Source organism: Pseudodesulfovibrio mercurii (assembly GCF_000189295.2).
In the GTDB taxonomy this organism is placed as follows: domain Bacteria; phylum Desulfobacterota; class Desulfovibrionia; order Desulfovibrionales; family Desulfovibrionaceae; genus Pseudodesulfovibrio; species Pseudodesulfovibrio mercurii.
Window position 1 is genome coordinate 1802581 of the sequence record NC_016803.1, and the last position, 15227, is coordinate 1817807.

The window sequence follows — 15227 nt, forward strand, 5'->3', positions numbered from 1 at the left end:
CCGCAAGGGGGGTCCCATTCTCTTTTCCACTCCGGGGCACGACGGGTCCGCCCGTCCCGACGCCCGCAGCGGAACCGCGCGCAGGCCGCGCGGCACACGTCAACACAACGCAGGTGAAATATGGCTCAACGTGAACAATGGGGCTCCCGCGTCGGCTTCGTGCTGGCCGCGGTCGGGTCCGCCATCGGTCTGGGGAACATCTGGCGCTTCCCCTACATGGCCTACGAGAACGGCGGCGGCGCCTTTCTCATCCCGTACATCTTCGCCCTGCTGACCGCAGGCATCCCCTTCATGATCCTGGAATTCGGCATGGGCCAGAAATACCGGGGCTCCGCGCCCAAGGTCTTCCGCGCCCTGGGCGAAAAATGGGAGTGGATCGGCTGGATGCAAGTCGTCGTGGCCCTGATCATCTCCATCTACTACGTGGCCGTCATCGGCTGGACCATCAACTACACCGGGTTCGCCCTGAACCTGTCCTGGGGGGCCGATCCCAAGGCATTCTTCTTCGGCGACTACCTGGGCCTGAGCGACGCGCCCCTGCACCTGGGCTCCATCCGCTGGCCCATCCTGGCCGCCTGCACCCTGGCCTGGGGCATCACCTGGCTGGCCATCACCTCGGGCGTGCGCAAGGGCATCGAACGGGCCTGCAAGATACTCATCCCCCTGCTCTTCATCCTGGTCATCGCGCTCATCGCCCGGGTGGTCAACCTGCCCGGCGCCATCACCGGCCTGAACTACCTGTTCCACCCCGACTTCTCCAAACTGGCCGACTTCTCGGTCTGGGCCGACGCCTACGGCCAGATCTTCTTCTCCCTGTCCATCGGCTTCTCCATCATGCTGGCCTACTCCAGCTACCTGCCCGAGGACTCGGACATCAGCAACAACGCGGCCATGACCGTGTTCATCAACTGCGGCTTCTCCCTGCTCGCGGGCATCATGATCTTCTCCGTGCTCGGCAACATGGCCCATGCCACAGGGCAGGAAGTGTCCGACGTGGCCGGAGCGGGCGTGGGCCTGGCCTTCATCACCATCCCCGCGGCCATCAACACCATGCCCGCGCCCGTGTTCGTGGGCACCCTGTTCTTCCTCTGCCTGACCATGGCCGGGGTCAGTTCGCACATCTCCATCGTCGAGGCCGTCAGCTCGTCGTTCATCGACAAGTTCGGCATGGACCGCAAACGGACCGCCACCCTGGTCTGCGGCTTCGGCTACCTCATGACCGTCGCCTTCACCACCGGCGGCGGACTGCTCATCCTCGACATCGTGGACCACTTCATCAACAACCTGTGCATCCTGGGCCTGGCCCTCGTGGAAATCGTCCTCATGAGCTATATCGTCGGCCTGGACGATCTCAACGCACACGTCAACGCGGTCTCCGACTTCAAGGTCGGCACCGCCTGGCGGCTCTGCCTCAAGCTCGTCACCGTGGCCGTGCTCGGCTATACCTTCGTCATGAACATCGTCACCGACCTGGGCACCCCCTACGGCGGCTACGCGCAATCCGACCTCGCCCTGCTCGGCTGGTCCCTGCTGCCCGTGGCCTTCGTCCTCGCCCTGGCCCTGAGCCGACGGGAAGCCGCCTACGGCTTCGCCCGCCAACACTAAGGAGCAGACCATGTCCGTACCCGCTATCATCATGATGCTCGTCGGCCTCGGCGTCACCTGGGGCGGCGCAGCCTACTGCATCCGCCTGGCCATCAGACGGAACCGACAGTAACCGACGCAAACGAAAAGGGGCGCTCCTCGCGGAGCGCCCCTTTTTTTGTCCCCTTCCCCCCTGGACCCCCCAACCCCTCTCTCTCCCTCCTAAACTTTTTGTCGCCGCTTCGCGGAGTGTGCGGCATGGCGAAAAGGCCTACTTCTTTTCCCCACATCCCACCCCTCCGACATCCCGCGTCCGCACGGCCCTGCCGAAGGCACACAAAAAGTTTGGGAGGGTCCAGGGAACCCTTTTCAAAGGGTTCCCTGGTCTCCCCGAAGGGGCCGCCGGAGGCCCCGTGCGGGCCGGTCGTCTACAGTCCCTTTTTCTCGAAGAACCGGAAGAGCAGGACGGCTCCGACGGCCAGGACGATGACGGGAATCCAGTGGTTGACGCCGAGCAGGGAGCCCCAGGTGAGCTTGCCGTAGTCGCCCCAGGCGAGAACCGAGGTCTTCATGGCCGGGTAGGCTTCGGCGTACAGGGCGGCGCCGAACCAGCCGCCGAGGATGCCCCAGAGGCCGTCGAAGCGTCCTTCGCCGAACGCACCCCATGCGGTACCTGGACAATAGCCGAGCATGGCCCAGCCGACACCGAATAGCGTGCCGCCCACGAGCTGCGCACCAAGAGAAGTGGGTTTGACTTCCAGGGAGAGCATGCCGAGGTCGAGAAAGAGATGGATGAGGATGGCCGCGACCACGATGGCCGAGAACATGAACTTGACGATGGTCATGTCCTTGAAGAGGAGCGCGCCGAGCTGTTTGTCGAAGCGCAGGACGCGGGCGCGTTGCAGGAGCACGCCGAAAAGGACGCCGGTGAAGAGGCCGAATGCGAGCGTCATGCTATTTCCCTCCGTAGAGCAGCCGGGCGGCAACGGCCCCGCCCGCGAAGAAGGCGATCATGGCCAGGGTGCCGCTGATGGTCAGCTGGGCCATGCCGGACAGGCCGTGCCCGCTGGGGCAGCCTCCGGCCATGCGTGCGCCGAACAGGGCGACGGTGCCGCCGACGAAGGCGAGAACGAAGCGCAGTCCGGGCCGCGCGCCGTAGCGGGCCTGCCATCTGTCGGGCAGGGAGTTCCAGGCGTAGGAGCCCGAGAAGTTGGCGGACAGGTAGGAGCCGAAAAAGATGCCGAGGACGAACAGCCACTGCCAGTCGATACCGTTGTTCTTGCCGAAATACTTCATGAAATAGTCCGTGGCCTGGACGTGCTGCGGGGCCAGGGTCATTTCGACCAGACCCACGGAGCGGACATAGGAGGTGGACGCGCCGAAGTACTTGCCCACCAGGAGCACGGACAGGGCCAGGAGCACACCGGTCAGCGCCCCGGCCAGATACGGATTCATGCCTTTATCGATAGTTTTCATGGGACCCTCCTTTGGGGATTTCAAAGGGGAATAATACAGATTCGGCGGAAAATGAAAAGAAGACTACCGTCCGGGGCGGGAATACGCGAAATCGTCACATCCCCCCTGTTTGCGGAGGGTTGGGGAAAGGAGTGTTGACAAGCGGTCCGGGGGGTTGGTATTTGTGAGATCTGCTCTGGCACGAAAGGTCCTTTCGTGCATCTAGCCCGATACCCTTTCGCTTCCGGATTCCGTCATGGCGCGCCGCGTCGCCCATGGAGAAGGTCATGTTCCTGAAGCGTTATCTCCTTGCCCTGGCCGGGTATTACCTGCCCTGCGTTTTGCTTGCGCGGTGGGCGGACAGGCTCGACGTCCAGGCCGGTGTCCAGGCCGCACTGGCCCTGCTCTTTGCGGTCATGAGCCTGCACCTGGTGCTTTTCCGGCCGCAGGGCCGGTTCGCCTTCGTGTCAAGGGCGCGCCGGGGCATGCGCTGGGTCCTGTACCTGGTCCTGTACATCGGGCTGGTGCTCATGCCCGTGCTGCAGCTGCTCCAGGCCGGATCGAGCCTGTACCTCCTGCCCCTGGCCATGCCGGTCCTGATCTTTCTGGGCATGCTCCATGCGCCGGGGAAGCGGTCCGAACCGGGCGAGGTGAGGCGTCCGCCGGACGCGGAAGGCCCGGGACTGTGGCTGCCCTTCATCGGCCTGTACATGGGCGCGCCCTACGCCGGATGGCTGCTGATGACCATGCTGGTCCGGCCCAGGTACATGAACATGGCCCTGATCCTGCTTTTCCTGGCCAAGGTCTGCCTGGGGTTGTGGATACTCCACTGGCTGACCGTGTCCCGGCCGGGCGTCCGGTACGCCGACCTGCCCAAGGGGGCGCGGCGGAAACGGTTCTGGATTCACGCGGCATTGTACCTGAACGTGATCTTCGTCCTGCCCCGCGTCCTGGAATTTTCGTTCGGCAAGGCCATGCCCCTGGACGCCCTGCTCATCGCCCCGCTCCTGGCCTCGGCCGCCTGCGGCCCCGGCGGCTTCAAGGCCGTGTTCTCCAGGCGTCCCGCCGAACCGGCCCCTCCCGTGGAAACCGGAGACGAACGCGTGCAGCGCCGCATGCGCAACATCCAGGCCCAATAACCCACCCCTGAACCACCGCCCCGAAAAGCAGTCCCGGCACCCCGCCTCCCAGCCCTTCAGCGTCGGCAGCGAAGCGCCCCGACGCCCCCGACGCAGCAAGGCTTTCGAGAGTGGTGTGGCAGTACATTTTTCGAGGGCGCGGCCGACCGCAGCGTATTGCAGCATACGTGAGGATCGGCCGCGCCCTCTAAAAATGTGCTGACGCGCCGCTATCGGAAGCCGCCGCGCCCCCTACACGTACCAGTACATGACTACGTAGTGGCAGAACGAGCCGCCGATGACGAAGATGTGGAATATCTCGTGGAAACCGAAGTGCCTGGGGAAGGGGTTGGGCCACTTGAGGGCGTAGATGACGGCACCCAGGGAGTAGACCAGACCGCCGGCCACCAGCCAGATGAGGGAGGCCGGGGACATGGCCTGGACCAGGGGGTAGACGCCCACCAGGACGAGCCAGCCCATGGCCAGGTAGATGCCCGTGGACAGCCAGCGCGGGGCCGTGATCCAGAAGACCTTCATGACGATGCCGCCGATGGCCAGCCCCCAGATGACCCCGAAGATGGACCAGCCCCACGGACCGCGCAGGGGGATGAGGCAGATGGGCGTGTACGTGGCCGCGATGTAGAAGAAGATCATGGAGTGGTCCACGCGGCGCAGGACGCGGACCCAGCGGTCGTTCACCGGCAGCCAGTGGTACAGGGTGGAGGCGGTGAAGAGCAGGATCATGCCCCCGCCGAAGATGGAGAAGGTGACGATGTGCCACGGCAGGGCCGGGCCGGTGGCGCGAACGATGAGCAGGACCGTGCCGAGCACGGCCAGCGCCGCGGCGATGCAATGCGTCAACCCGCTGACCGGGTCGCGAAGGGATAAGGTCATGACGGCTCCTCGGCTATTTCAGCCATATTCAGCATGGCACACTTGCGCGCGTCAAACAAGTGTTTCACGGCGCCCCCGACGAGCCGGAATGTGCTCCCCGATCAGAACCCGCCCCGGCTCCACGGCTCCACGGACGCGCTCCGACACTGCTCGGCGTCGTTGATCAGGTCGGCCAGGGTGAAGGTGTTCAGGCGCTCGTACATGGCGTCGGCGGCCTCCTGCCACAGGCGGCGGGTCAGGCACTCCTTCATGCGCGAGCACCCCTTGTCCCCGGAGCGGCACTCCACCAGGGAGCCGTCTCCCTCCAGAGCGTGGACCACCTCGCCGATGGGGATCTCGGCAGCGGGCTTGGCCAGGGAGTGCCCGCCGCGCGGGCCGCGCTTGGACTTGACGAAACCCACGTCCTTGAGCTTGCGGATGAGCTTTTCCAGGTACTTGGCCGAGACGCCCTGGCGGTCGGCGATGTCCTGGATACGCACCGGCCCGTCCTTCCCGTGCTGGGCGATGTCGAGCATCATGCGGGTCCCGTAGCGGCTCCGTGTGGTCAGTTTCATGTGTGGCCCCCTGTGGTGTGGTTTGCGGTCCAATCGGTTTCGGCCAGTCCCGAGGGGCGTCGGTCCCTGCACAGGAACCGACGGGGCCCCGCAACGGGTCCCATGAACGCCCCGCCGGGAAAGCCCGTCAGGACAATTCAGAATGTTTCCGTAGGGGAATTAGCACAAAAAAAAGGCCGCGACAACAATCGCGACCTTTCGGGTCTGATTTTCCACAAGGCCGCGCGGGCTAAGGGTTGCGGCGGCTCCTGACGTAGGCGGCCACGCCGAACAGGCCGAAAATCCAGCCGATGCCGCCGAGGATTTCGACCATGGACGGCCCGCTGTCGTGCAGCTCGGCGACCATGCGCTTGAGGGGCTCGACCTCGCGCCGGACGATGGACTCCACCTGGGCGGCGGTCAGGCCGCCCGCCGGGACGGCGGCCGGGGCGACGGCGACGGGCGCGGCCGGGGCGGATTCCACGGCGGGCTCCTCCTCGGCGACCATGTCGGACGCGGGCCGGGGGGCGTCGGCGAACTCGTCGTAGCGCACGGTCCATTCGGCCTGGTGGCCCTGCCCGGCCTTGAGCAGCAGGCGCAGGTCCATCTTCTTTTCGCGGGCGGCTGCGGGGATGACGAAGGCGAACTGGCCCTGGTCGTCGGTCTTGCCGCTCAGGAGCAGGGTTCCGGTGGCGGCGTCGTAGACCTCCACCTCGCCCTGGTGCACGCGGCTGGTGCGGCTGTAGCCGCTGTCGGTGACGATGCGGTCGCCGTCCACGTAGGCGAAGATGTTCACCTTGTGGGCCTCGGACACGGCGGCCAGGCAGAGGGTCGCGGCCAGGGCCAGGCACACGGCGATGATCAGGCGGTTCATGACAACTCCTCGGTTTGTCGGGTGCAATGCGCGGGTCAGCAGCTCAGGACCTCGGGCTTGACCTTGGCCAGGAAGGCGTAGGCAAAGCCGGTGATGACGCCCTCGATGACCATGATGGGCAGATGGGCGAGGAACAGCACCTGGGCCGCCTCGACGAACTCGTCGCCGGACAGGGCCAGGGCCCCGGCGGTCAGGGTGGCGCTCAGGAGCATGGCCAGAAAGCCGCAGGCAAAGGCGGCGGCGAACCGGCTGCCCGCGCCGCGCACGAGCACGGGCCGGAACAGATACCAACAGAGCACGGCGGGCGCGGCCATGTTGAAGCAGTTGACCCCGAGCGAGGTCAGGCCGCCGTACTGGAAGAGCACGGCCTGGAGGGTCAGGGCCACCAGGATGGACGGGAAGGCCGCCCAGCCCAGGACCACGCCGAGCAGGCCGCCCAGGATGAGATGCCCGCTGGACGGGCCGATGGGCACGTGGATCAGCGAGGCGATGAAAAAGGTGGCGGACAGGATGGCCACGGACATGATCCGGTCGTAGTCGATCTTCCTCAGGCCGATGGCCGTTCCGGCCACGGTGAGGACCGCCCCGCCCAGGAGCACCGGCCCCGAGAGGACGCCTTCCGATATGTGCATAAGACCCGCTTTGCGTCATCGCGGGCGAACCAACCCCTCGATTTCCGGGGAAATTTCGCCAGCGTGTTAACAATTTAAAATTTGTATACACCTACCGGGCCTATTTTTCAAGCAGTGTTTGCACCCGTCCGGGCGCGCGGGGCGGTTGCCTTCCCCGGCCGATTTCGGCACTCTGGGTGCGCACGGCAACCCAAGGGAGCAACCATGTCCGTCATCATCCGAAAGAGCCTGCTCGAACTGATCTTCTCCGGCGCGTTCATGAAGCGCTGGAACGACAAGCTGCGGCCCATGGAGCTGGTCGAGGTGGACAAGCAGGGGCACAAGATGATCGTGGCCTGGCTGCTCTTCCTGCTCAACTCGCGGGACATGGACGTGGCCCGCAAGCGGGCGCTCGGCGAGTCGATCATCGAGGGCGGCATCTTCGACTACCTGTACCGGCTGGTCATCACGGACATCAAGCCGCCGGTCTTCTACCGCATCAAGGAGAACGCCGAGGACTACCGGACGCTGACGGCCTGGGTCCTCCGGGAGCTGACCCCGCGCATCATGCCGCTGGGCGAGGACTTCATCCGGCGCATGGGCGAGTACCTGATGCACCCCGAGGACAAGGGGCTGGCCCGGCGCATCCTGCACGCCGCCCACCTGTACGCCAGCTATTCGGAATTCAAGCTGCTCAAGTCCATCAACCGCATGGACCACGAGCTGCTCGAGATCGAGCAGAGCTTCATCGACCGGCTGGAGGCCATGCGCGACCTGAACGGCGTGGCCGAGCTGCTCGACGAGGACGGCACGGTGCTCGGCGGGTTCGCGCGCATGTGCGGGCGGCTGCGGTTCCAGAAGCGCTGGTCCCAGACCCCGCGCGTGCCCGAGACCTCGGTCCTGGGCCACATGTTCATCGTGGCCGCCTACTCCTGGTTCTTCTCCATGGAGGTGGGGGCTTGCCGGGCGCGCAGCCAGAACAACTTCTTTTCCGGCCTGTTCCACGACCTGCCCGAGCTGCTGACCCGGGACATCATCTCCCCGGTCAAGGGGGCCTCCCAGGACATCAGCGAGCTGATCCACGAATACGAGATCCTGGAGCTGAACCGGGTGGTCCTGAACCCCCTCAAGGAGGGTGGCTACACGGACATCACCGAGCGCCTGGAGTACTTCCTGGGCCTTGCGGTGGGCAGCGAGTTCAAGGCCACGGTGATGCTGGACGGCGTGGTCTCCGAGGCCTCGGAGACCGACCTGGCCGGGCGCTACAACCACGACACCCTGGACCCCAAGGACGGCCCCCTGCTCAAGGTCTCGGACGCCCTGGCCGCCTACATCGAGGCCCACACCGCCCTCAAGAACGGCATCTCCTCGGACCAGCTCCACCACGCCCTCTATCGCATCCAGCTCAAATACAAGGAACACCCGATCGTTGCCGGGGTCCAGGTCAGCGCCCTGCTGGCGGATTTCGACTAGCGGGCGAAAAGCAAAGCCCCTCTAATTGAGGGGCTTAAAATGATAATCGAATTAGAAAAGACATACCGGGATCAATTGAATATTCGGGTGTTCTTCCGGCATATTTTCTGGAATATTAACCGGCTTGGGTTGCTAAACTGATCACCGTTTCCGGCCTGTCAATGAACGCGGGGAGTGAAAATGTGGTGAAATGCAGACCACCTAACCTCCTTACTATTTTCGTAAAAAGGTCACAATAAGCACAAATTGCGGCGCCATTGAAGCGACCTTCATATTTCATAATGAATTACACATTAAATGCTTTACCTTGGATTATCGACAAACCTTCTCGGTAGAGCATGGGCACTTTATATGACTGTCCAAACTTTTCAAGAAAACCAATTTCTTCTAACTGTTTAACAGCTAGCAGTAATTCCCCGCCTTCTTTTCCAAGCAACACCGATAACGATTCTATATTGTGCTCGCTCTTTTGGCCCTCAAATTTGTATATTAATGCGACAGACTCCCCTGCTTCTGCCATTAGCGTATCTTCAACACGTGTATGGCTAAGCTTTGACAATGCACGCCGTATCGCATCAGATTCAATTATGGGATAATCCGCAGAATAGAGTCTAGGCTCTCTATTTTCACGACGCAACTGAGCCTCCCTAGCAAGGAAAACCAAATCGATCAAATTACGGGGAGGTTTTATATTATTCCCGTCTCGAATTCGTGACATTATCCAATTCCAGCATGTTGGCTTCCTATCTCCCACATCAACCTGTTCTGGGAAAACCCTATTAAAAATTTTGTCATTAGTGGAATCCGTTAGCTTTAATGACGATATTAATTCTTGGTTTTCTTTTAACCTCTCACATAACAGGTTAAGTAAATCTTCCTCATCCCAGACGATCTCTGTCTTGTTTGCATTAATATGCGTTAGATTAACGAACCCATCCCCTATAATTTTTCGAAAAAGGTCACATCGGACAAATAGTTTAATTTTAATATTCGAAAATTCAAGCATGTCAAGACAAGTTCTAAGCAATGCTCTCAGTGCAGGAACTTCTATATTTGGATATCCTTGGAATGCCTCATCCAATCTATCAAGGACAAACCACGCAGTCACACCAAGCTCTTTTACACATTCGTTGCATATACGAAGAGCATCCTCATGTGAAACCTCTTGATATTCTTCTTTTTTATTGTTGCTATATTCATATTTCTGTACAAAAATCGGCACCCCTGTTTCTGAAAAAGTCAGGCTAGATTCTACTGAATCAGGGTGCAAAAACCTTTTCACCAAATTAGCGAGCTTACCAAACACAGTTGCTGGAGAATCACTGTCCAAACGCAATCCAGAATCTCTTAATATCGAATCAAGTTTGGCAAATTTTTTGGAACCTTCTCCATCTGCAATCGATAAAACCCAATTCCCAACAAGAGACAGGATGTAAACCTTCCAAATACTTTTGTATTGCCCCTCAGTCAGGGGCTTATCCTGTGTCAATTTCTGAAAGACAGGACTTCCTGTGGGATTAAAAGCGGTTAAAATCTCAATGTTTTTGAGTTCGGGCAATTGCCGTTGTCGACTGATAATCATTCGATAGAGTGCGGTTTTACCCGTTCCTTTATCCCCAGCAATGACGTCAACCCGCCCCTCTATCAACGCCCTGAACGCCTCAGTTTCGACGAAATATTTATCAAGAGCATCATCGTACTCAGCAACGGAATTTCCTATAAAAATGCTCCTGACATAATCAACCATCTCCATTTGTCTGCCTCCGCTCCTTACTTTGAATATCGTCAATCGATATCTCACCTAATAAAAGCATGCAAGGAGCAATGCAAGGGTAGTAAAGAAGGCCCCAAAGAGAATAAATCTCCATCCATCTAGAGTATACCCCAGTTCGACAACAGCAAGCGTAATGAAAACCGTCCAAACGGCAGCAAAAAGGCCTTGGCTGACAATGTGTCAACCAAGGCCTTGATTGTAATTTGACTGTCCTGGCAGCTTCCGGAATATCGCGGGGCGCTCGGCTATAGAGAGCGCACCGGCCCACCTTGCCCCTGCCACCGGACCGGCTGACGGCCGGGGCTCTACGCCCCCGTCAGGGGGCCGGTCCGCCTACTTGCGTTCCAGCAGGGTCACGGTCTCGATGTGGTGGGTGTGGGGGAACATGTCCACGGCGCGGGCGCGGGTGAGGGTGTAGTGTTCGGAGAAGCGCTTCACGTCGCGGGCCAGGGTGGTGGGGTCGCAGGACACGGCCAGGATCTTTTTCGGGGCCAGGGTCAGAATGGCCTGGGCCGTGCTCTCGTGGATGCCCGCGCGGGGCGGGTCCACCACCAGGACGTCGGCCTTGGGCAGCCCCTTGAGGGCCGCCGGGCTGTCCAGGGAGGCGGCGGTGAATTCGCAGTTGGTCAGCTTGTTCAGCTTGGCGCTGGCCCAGGCCTTGGACACGGCCTCCTCGCTGACCTCCACGCCCACGACGCGGCGCGCCTGGTCGGCCAGGAAGATGCCGATGGCCCCGCAGCCGCAGTAGAGGTCGAGCACGGTCTCGACGCCCGTGAGGCCGCAGAACTCGCGGACGGTGCCGAAGAGCTCGCCCGCACCGGCGGTGTTGGTCTGGAAAAAGGCGTTGGGTCCGAGGTGGTAGCGCACCGTGCGGTCGCCGTGCGCGACCTCCTCGGTCACGGTGCGGGCGCCCAGGCGGAAGACCGCCTTCTCGCCCGTGGCCGCCAGGGAGCGGCGGGCGCGCGAGGAGTGGACAAAGGAGGTCAGGTCCGGGAAGCGGTCGGCCAGCGACTCGCCCAGCGCCTCGGCCTGGCCGTAGTCGTCCGGGGCCTCGGCCGTGATCAGGTGGACCATGATCTCGTTCAGGGCGGTGTGGCGGACCACCAGATGCCGCCAAAACCCGGTGTTGTCGGCCGGATCGTAGGCGGACAGGCCCGAGGCGCGGACGAAGTCGCGGGCCGCGCGCAGGATGTCCACGTCCCGCGAGGCGCACAGATGGCACTCCTCGATGTCCAGGACCGGGGCCAGCCCCTTGTCCCCGGCCGGGAGCGTCGCGCGCAGCCCCAGACGCGGGCCGTCCTCGCCCTGCTCGAAGGCGAATTCCATCTTGTTGCGGTAGTTCCAGACCGCGGGCGACGGCGCGGGCGGGTCCAGAACGAAGTCCGCCGCCCCGCCGATGCGCCGCAGGGCGTTCTCCACCTGGGCGGCCTTCTGGGCCACCTGCTCGGCGTAGTCCAGGTCCTGGACCGCGCAGCCGCCGCAGGAGCCGAAGTGCGCGCATTTCGGCTCCACGCGATGGGGCGAGGGCGCGGTCACGCGCTCCAGCACGGCCTCGGCGAACCGCTTCTTGGCCTTGACCACGCGGGCCGTGACCGTGTCGCCGGGCAGGCCGCCCGCCACGAACACGGCCATGCCGTCCACATGGGCCACGCCCCGGCCGCCGAAGGCCAGGGACTCGATGGAACACTCTATGACGTCGTCTTTCTGCAAGGGCACGGGAGCCTCCTCGGTTCCGGTTCGCCCACAGAATGGCACACCGGGACGCGGTATACAATGATTGGTCGCTGGGGGTTTGACACGGATTTCCCCGCCTGTCTATGGTTATGCCATGCTCGACAAGGCCACCGCCCTGCCCGTCCTGCTGCGCAGGCTCGACACGCTGCCCGTGGGCCACGCCCTGGACCTGCGCACCTACAAGCGCAACCGCTCGGTGCTCGTCCGGCGCGCGGGCGCGGACCGCTATGACGTGACCGAGGACGGCTTCCGCCGGGAAACGTTCCGGGTCCCGGCCGCCGACCTGAAAAAGCTGCTCAAGACCCTGTTGAAGAGGGAGTTTCCCCGGTCCACCAAGCTCCGGGTCTACGACCTGGGCGCGGCCGAGGGCGACGATCTGCCCACGGGGCGCAAGGTCATATGATCGACCTCGGCGCGGCCCTGCCCACGGCCCTCTCCCGGCTGAAGACGCTGCCCGACGGCGCGGTCCTGACCCTGCTGACCTTCAAGCGCGACCGGGGCGTGGCCGTGCGCCGGGTGGACGACGGCTTCGAGGTCCGCGAGTTCGGCTACCGCGACGAGACCGTCCTGGAGGACGCGGACGGACTCAGGAAACGGCTCAAAGGGGCGCTCAAACGGGAGTTTCCCCGGTCCAACAAGGTCCACCTGCTGGTGGACGACGGGGAAGAGGCGCGGCCCCGCTAGCCCTCGGCGGGCGGATGGTACTCGCGCAGGGTCATGATGAAGGAGCCAACCACCACCTTGGAGCGGACCTTGACCGGGATGCGCCGCTCGTCGGCCGAAAACCAGACGTAGAGCTGGGCGTCCTTCGACTTCTTGAACACCCCGGACAGGTGCTGGATGTCCAGGCGCACGCGGAAGGCGTCCACGTCGCCGATGCCGGTCTCCACGGTCTCGCGCCCCTCCACGAAGGCCCTGCCCACCACCGACACCTTGCCGTCGGACACGTTGGCGTCGAACTCCATGCCCTCGTAGAGCGCGTGCTTGCGGAAGGCGAACAGAATGGACATGGGGTCGAAGACGTTCTCGGGCTGGTCGATGGTGTGCTGCAACTTGCCCCGGGCGTAGCGGTAGGATTTGTTGGCCTCCTTGTCGAAGACCAGCTCCACCTTCTTGTGGTAGGACCCTTCGTTCTGGTCCTTCTTGTAGAGCAGCGCGTAGTTGAGGCCCATGTCGGTCCAGGCCTCCATGGTGTCGCGGACCTTGTAAAAGTTGTCCACCCAGCCCAGGGTCCGCGCCTTGGCGAAGAAGTAGCGCGCCGGACGCCCGTCCAGCTCGGCGTCCTCCCGCCAGAGCAGCTCGGCCTTGCCCGCATGGATCACGGTCCAGTAGATGTCGTAGTACATGCGCTCACCCGGCCCGAAGGCCGGGGGCGGGGTCTCGTCGGCCCTTGCGGGCACGGCCAGGAGGACCGCCAGCAAGGCGGCCAGGAGTATTCCACGCATACACCATATTCGCCATTCCTGCGGGACAAGTCAAGGAGTAGCCCTCTAACCACGCCGTTGTTATGGACAAATCCACGCACACGCGCTACGTAGGGCAGAGAGAGGCCCTGACCAACAGCAAGTTACCGGAGGAAAGCCCCTATGATGCTCAGAAAGCGCGCCTGGGACATGATGCGCGACGAATACCCGACCGTCCAGGAGGACGCCAGCCTGGCCGAAGCCATCCGCGTCATGCGCGCGGCCATGGTCGAGGCCCCGGATTCGCAGGTGGTGGTGGTCAAGACCAAGGGCGGCAGGCTCAAGGGGACCATCAACTTGTGGCAGCTGTTCAAGGCGGTCAAGCAGTCCGTGCTCAAGGACGAGAACCTGACCCTGGACGGCGAGGTGGACTGGGACCAGCAGTTCGCCAACGCCTGCCTGATCTGCACCCAGCTCCGGCTCGACGAATACATCATCCCCAACCCGCCCCTGCTCAAACCCAACGACCCCATCCTGGTGGTCCTGGACGTGTTCCTCAAGTCCCGCCGCGACTGGGCCCTGGTGGTCGAGTCGGACAAGGTCATGGGCGTGGTCTACGTGACCGACGTGTACCGCGACATGACCCGCGACATGGTCCAGATATTCAAGGGCTGATCCCCCCCAAGACGCAACAAGGCGGCCCGCCCCATATGGAGCGGGCCGCCTTTTTTGCGTGATTCGGTTTGCGGGACGGGCGCGGCCTATTTCATCTTCAGGTCGATCAGGAGCAGCATCTGCAGGGCCTTGGTGATCTCCTGGTCGTAGCGCGGGTCCTGGGCCAGGACCGTGGCCGCCTGGATGTAGCCCATGGGCTCGGCGTAGGGGCGCTTGACGACCATGGCGCAGAAGGAATCGGCCACGGCGGTCAGGCGGCCCGGAAACTCCTGCTTGACCGACTTGAGCGGGTATCCCGAGCCGTTCATGCGCTCGTGGTGCTCGGTCACGCACTGGTCCATCTCAGGGTAGCGCAGGCCGAGCTTGCCGAGCATCTCGAAGCCCACCTTGGTGTGCGCGTTGACCTTGGCGCGCTCATCGCCGGTCAGGGGCTTGTCCTTGGTACGGATGAACGGCGGCACCTTGGCCATGCCCAGGTCGTGCAGGAAGAGCCCGGCCAGGACGCGGTCGAAGGTGGCCCGCTTGACCCCCTCGGCGAACCCCTTCTCCTTGATCTTGCCCCACAGGGCCAGGCCGAGAAAGCCGGTGTTCACCGAGTGGTTCTCCAGGGTGTGCTCCTTGTGCAGCCGCCGGACCAGGGCGCGGGCGCGGCGGATGTCGGCGTAGAGGTATTCGGCCAGGACCATGAGGTCCACCCAGAGCTTTTCGAAGACCGCCTTGACCGGCTGCTCGAAGAATTCGGCCAGCCTGCGGGTCAGGGCCTGGGTGAAGATGTCGGCGATCTCCTTTTCCTTGAGGTTGCCGTCCACCAGGACCAGGTCCAGCTGGTAGCTGATGTGCTTGACGTAGACAGGATGGTCCTCGCGGGAGACGAAGACCAGCCCCTGGCCGGTCAGGTCGGCCAGTTCGGCCACCTGCTCGTTGGACAGCCTGCCGCCCACCCGGTAGTACGGGATGACCCTGGCCACGTCCTCCTTGAAGGTGAAGATGTTCAGGGGGGGACGGTACTTGTTGAAGCTGCCCAGGATGTCGGCGCTGACCTGGTAGTACTCCTCGTTGAGCCCGTCGGGGATGTCGTGCTTCTGGTCGGCTCGCATGG

17 protein-coding genes are annotated in these 15227 nt (G+C 62.8%); 7 read left to right on the top strand and 10 right to left on the bottom strand.

The features are described 5' to 3' along the window. The first annotated feature begins 120 nt into the window (after positions 1-120). A complete protein-coding gene (locus DND132_RS08195) occupies positions 121-1605 on the top strand; it encodes a sodium-dependent transporter (RefSeq protein WP_014322252.1) in 1485 nt (494 codons plus the stop codon). A 10-nt stretch (positions 1606-1615) separates the two neighbouring features. Then, positions 1616-1717, top strand: a complete 102-nt coding sequence (locus DND132_RS18200) for a MetS family NSS transporter small subunit (protein WP_014322253.1) — start codon at positions 1616-1618, stop codon at positions 1715-1717. A 295-nt stretch (positions 1718-2012) separates the two neighbouring features. Here DND132_RS18200 and DND132_RS08200 read toward each other — a convergent pair whose 3' ends face one another. Together DND132_RS08200 and DND132_RS08205 are read right to left on the bottom strand one after the other, a co-directional pair. Then, entirely contained in the window at positions 2013-2537 is a 525-nt protein-coding gene (locus DND132_RS08200) for a YeeE/YedE thiosulfate transporter family protein (protein ID WP_014322254.1), read from the bottom strand. 1 nt (position 2538) lies between these two features. Next, positions 2539-3060, bottom strand: coding sequence for a YeeE/YedE thiosulfate transporter family protein (locus tag DND132_RS08205; RefSeq protein ID WP_014322255.1), 522 nt, complete (start codon positions 3058-3060; stop codon positions 2539-2541). Between the two features lie 266 nt (positions 3061-3326). On the opposite strand from DND132_RS08205, the gene DND132_RS08210 reads away from it, so the two are divergent. Further along, a complete protein-coding gene (locus DND132_RS08210) occupies positions 3327-4178 on the top strand; it encodes a hypothetical protein (RefSeq protein ID WP_014322256.1) in 852 nt (283 codons plus the stop codon). 231 nt (positions 4179-4409) lie between these two features. On the opposite strand, the gene trhA is transcribed toward DND132_RS08210, so the two are convergent. From trhA to cbiM, 4 genes are all read right to left on the bottom strand, one after another. After that, a complete protein-coding gene (trhA, locus tag DND132_RS08215) occupies positions 4410-5051 on the bottom strand; it encodes a PAQR family membrane homeostasis protein TrhA (protein ID WP_014322257.1) in 642 nt (213 codons plus the stop codon). Between the two features lie 101 nt (positions 5052-5152). Next, the gene (locus tag DND132_RS08220) at positions 5153-5605 is read right to left on the bottom strand and encodes an RrF2 family transcriptional regulator (RefSeq protein WP_014322258.1); all 453 of its coding nucleotides are present in this window, start codon (positions 5603-5605) and stop codon (positions 5153-5155) included. Between the two features lie 229 nt (positions 5606-5834). Then, positions 5835-6458 carry a hypothetical protein gene (locus DND132_RS08225; protein ID WP_014322259.1) on the bottom strand — a complete coding sequence of 208 codons (624 nt, stop codon included), beginning with the start codon at positions 6456-6458 and terminating at the stop codon, positions 5835-5837. A 35-nt stretch (positions 6459-6493) separates the two neighbouring features. Beyond that, complete coding sequence (gene cbiM, locus DND132_RS08230; RefSeq protein ID WP_014322260.1) at positions 6494-7090, bottom strand: cobalt transporter CbiM; 597 nt, start codon at positions 7088-7090, stop codon at positions 6494-6496. 204 nt (positions 7091-7294) lie between these two features. On the opposite strand from cbiM, the gene DND132_RS08235 reads away from it, so the two are divergent. Next, positions 7295-8542 carry an HD domain-containing protein gene (locus DND132_RS08235; protein WP_014322261.1) on the top strand — a complete coding sequence of 416 codons (1248 nt, stop codon included), beginning with the start codon at positions 7295-7297 and terminating at the stop codon, positions 8540-8542. A gap of 286 nt (positions 8543-8828) precedes the next feature. Here the strand turns inward: DND132_RS08235 and DND132_RS17980 are convergent, their stop codons facing one another. Both DND132_RS17980 and rlmD read right to left on the bottom strand, forming a co-directional pair. Next, a complete protein-coding gene (locus tag DND132_RS17980) occupies positions 8829-10295 on the bottom strand; it encodes a P-loop ATPase, Sll1717 family (RefSeq protein WP_014322263.1) in 1467 nt (488 codons plus the stop codon). Positions 10296-10649: 354 nt separating this feature from the next. Further along, the gene (rlmD, locus tag DND132_RS08240; RefSeq protein WP_014322264.1) at positions 10650-12032 is read right to left on the bottom strand and encodes a 23S rRNA (uracil(1939)-C(5))-methyltransferase RlmD; all 1383 of its coding nucleotides are present in this window, start codon (positions 12030-12032) and stop codon (positions 10650-10652) included. Positions 12033-12144: 112 nt separating this feature from the next. On the opposite strand from rlmD, the gene DND132_RS08245 reads away from it, so the two are divergent. After that, positions 12145-12453: a hypothetical protein gene (locus tag DND132_RS08245; protein WP_014322265.1), complete on the top strand. Its 309-nt coding sequence runs from the start codon at positions 12145-12147 to the stop codon at positions 12451-12453. After that, positions 12450-12734 (top strand): hypothetical protein, encoded by a 285-nt coding sequence (locus DND132_RS08250; RefSeq protein WP_014322266.1) that lies wholly within the window; start codon positions 12450-12452, stop codon positions 12732-12734. Before DND132_RS08245 ends, DND132_RS08250 begins: the two co-directional genes overlap by 4 nt. Here the strand turns inward: DND132_RS08250 and DND132_RS08255 are convergent. Continuing rightward, positions 12731-13495 (bottom strand): DUF3108 domain-containing protein, encoded by a 765-nt coding sequence (locus DND132_RS08255; RefSeq protein WP_014322267.1) that lies wholly within the window; start codon positions 13493-13495, stop codon positions 12731-12733. The genes DND132_RS08250 and DND132_RS08255 overlap by 4 nt on opposite strands. A 141-nt stretch (positions 13496-13636) precedes the next feature. Between DND132_RS08255 and DND132_RS08260 the strand changes: the two genes are divergently transcribed. After that, entirely contained in the window at positions 13637-14128 is a 492-nt protein-coding gene (locus DND132_RS08260) for a CBS domain-containing protein (RefSeq protein WP_014322268.1), read from the top strand. A gap of 86 nt (positions 14129-14214) precedes the next feature. Here the strand turns inward: DND132_RS08260 and DND132_RS08265 are convergent, their stop codons facing one another. After that, complete coding sequence (locus DND132_RS08265; protein ID WP_014322269.1) at positions 14215-15225, bottom strand: HD-GYP domain-containing protein; 1011 nt, start codon at positions 15223-15225, stop codon at positions 14215-14217. Between the last annotated feature and the right edge of the window lie 2 nt (positions 15226-15227).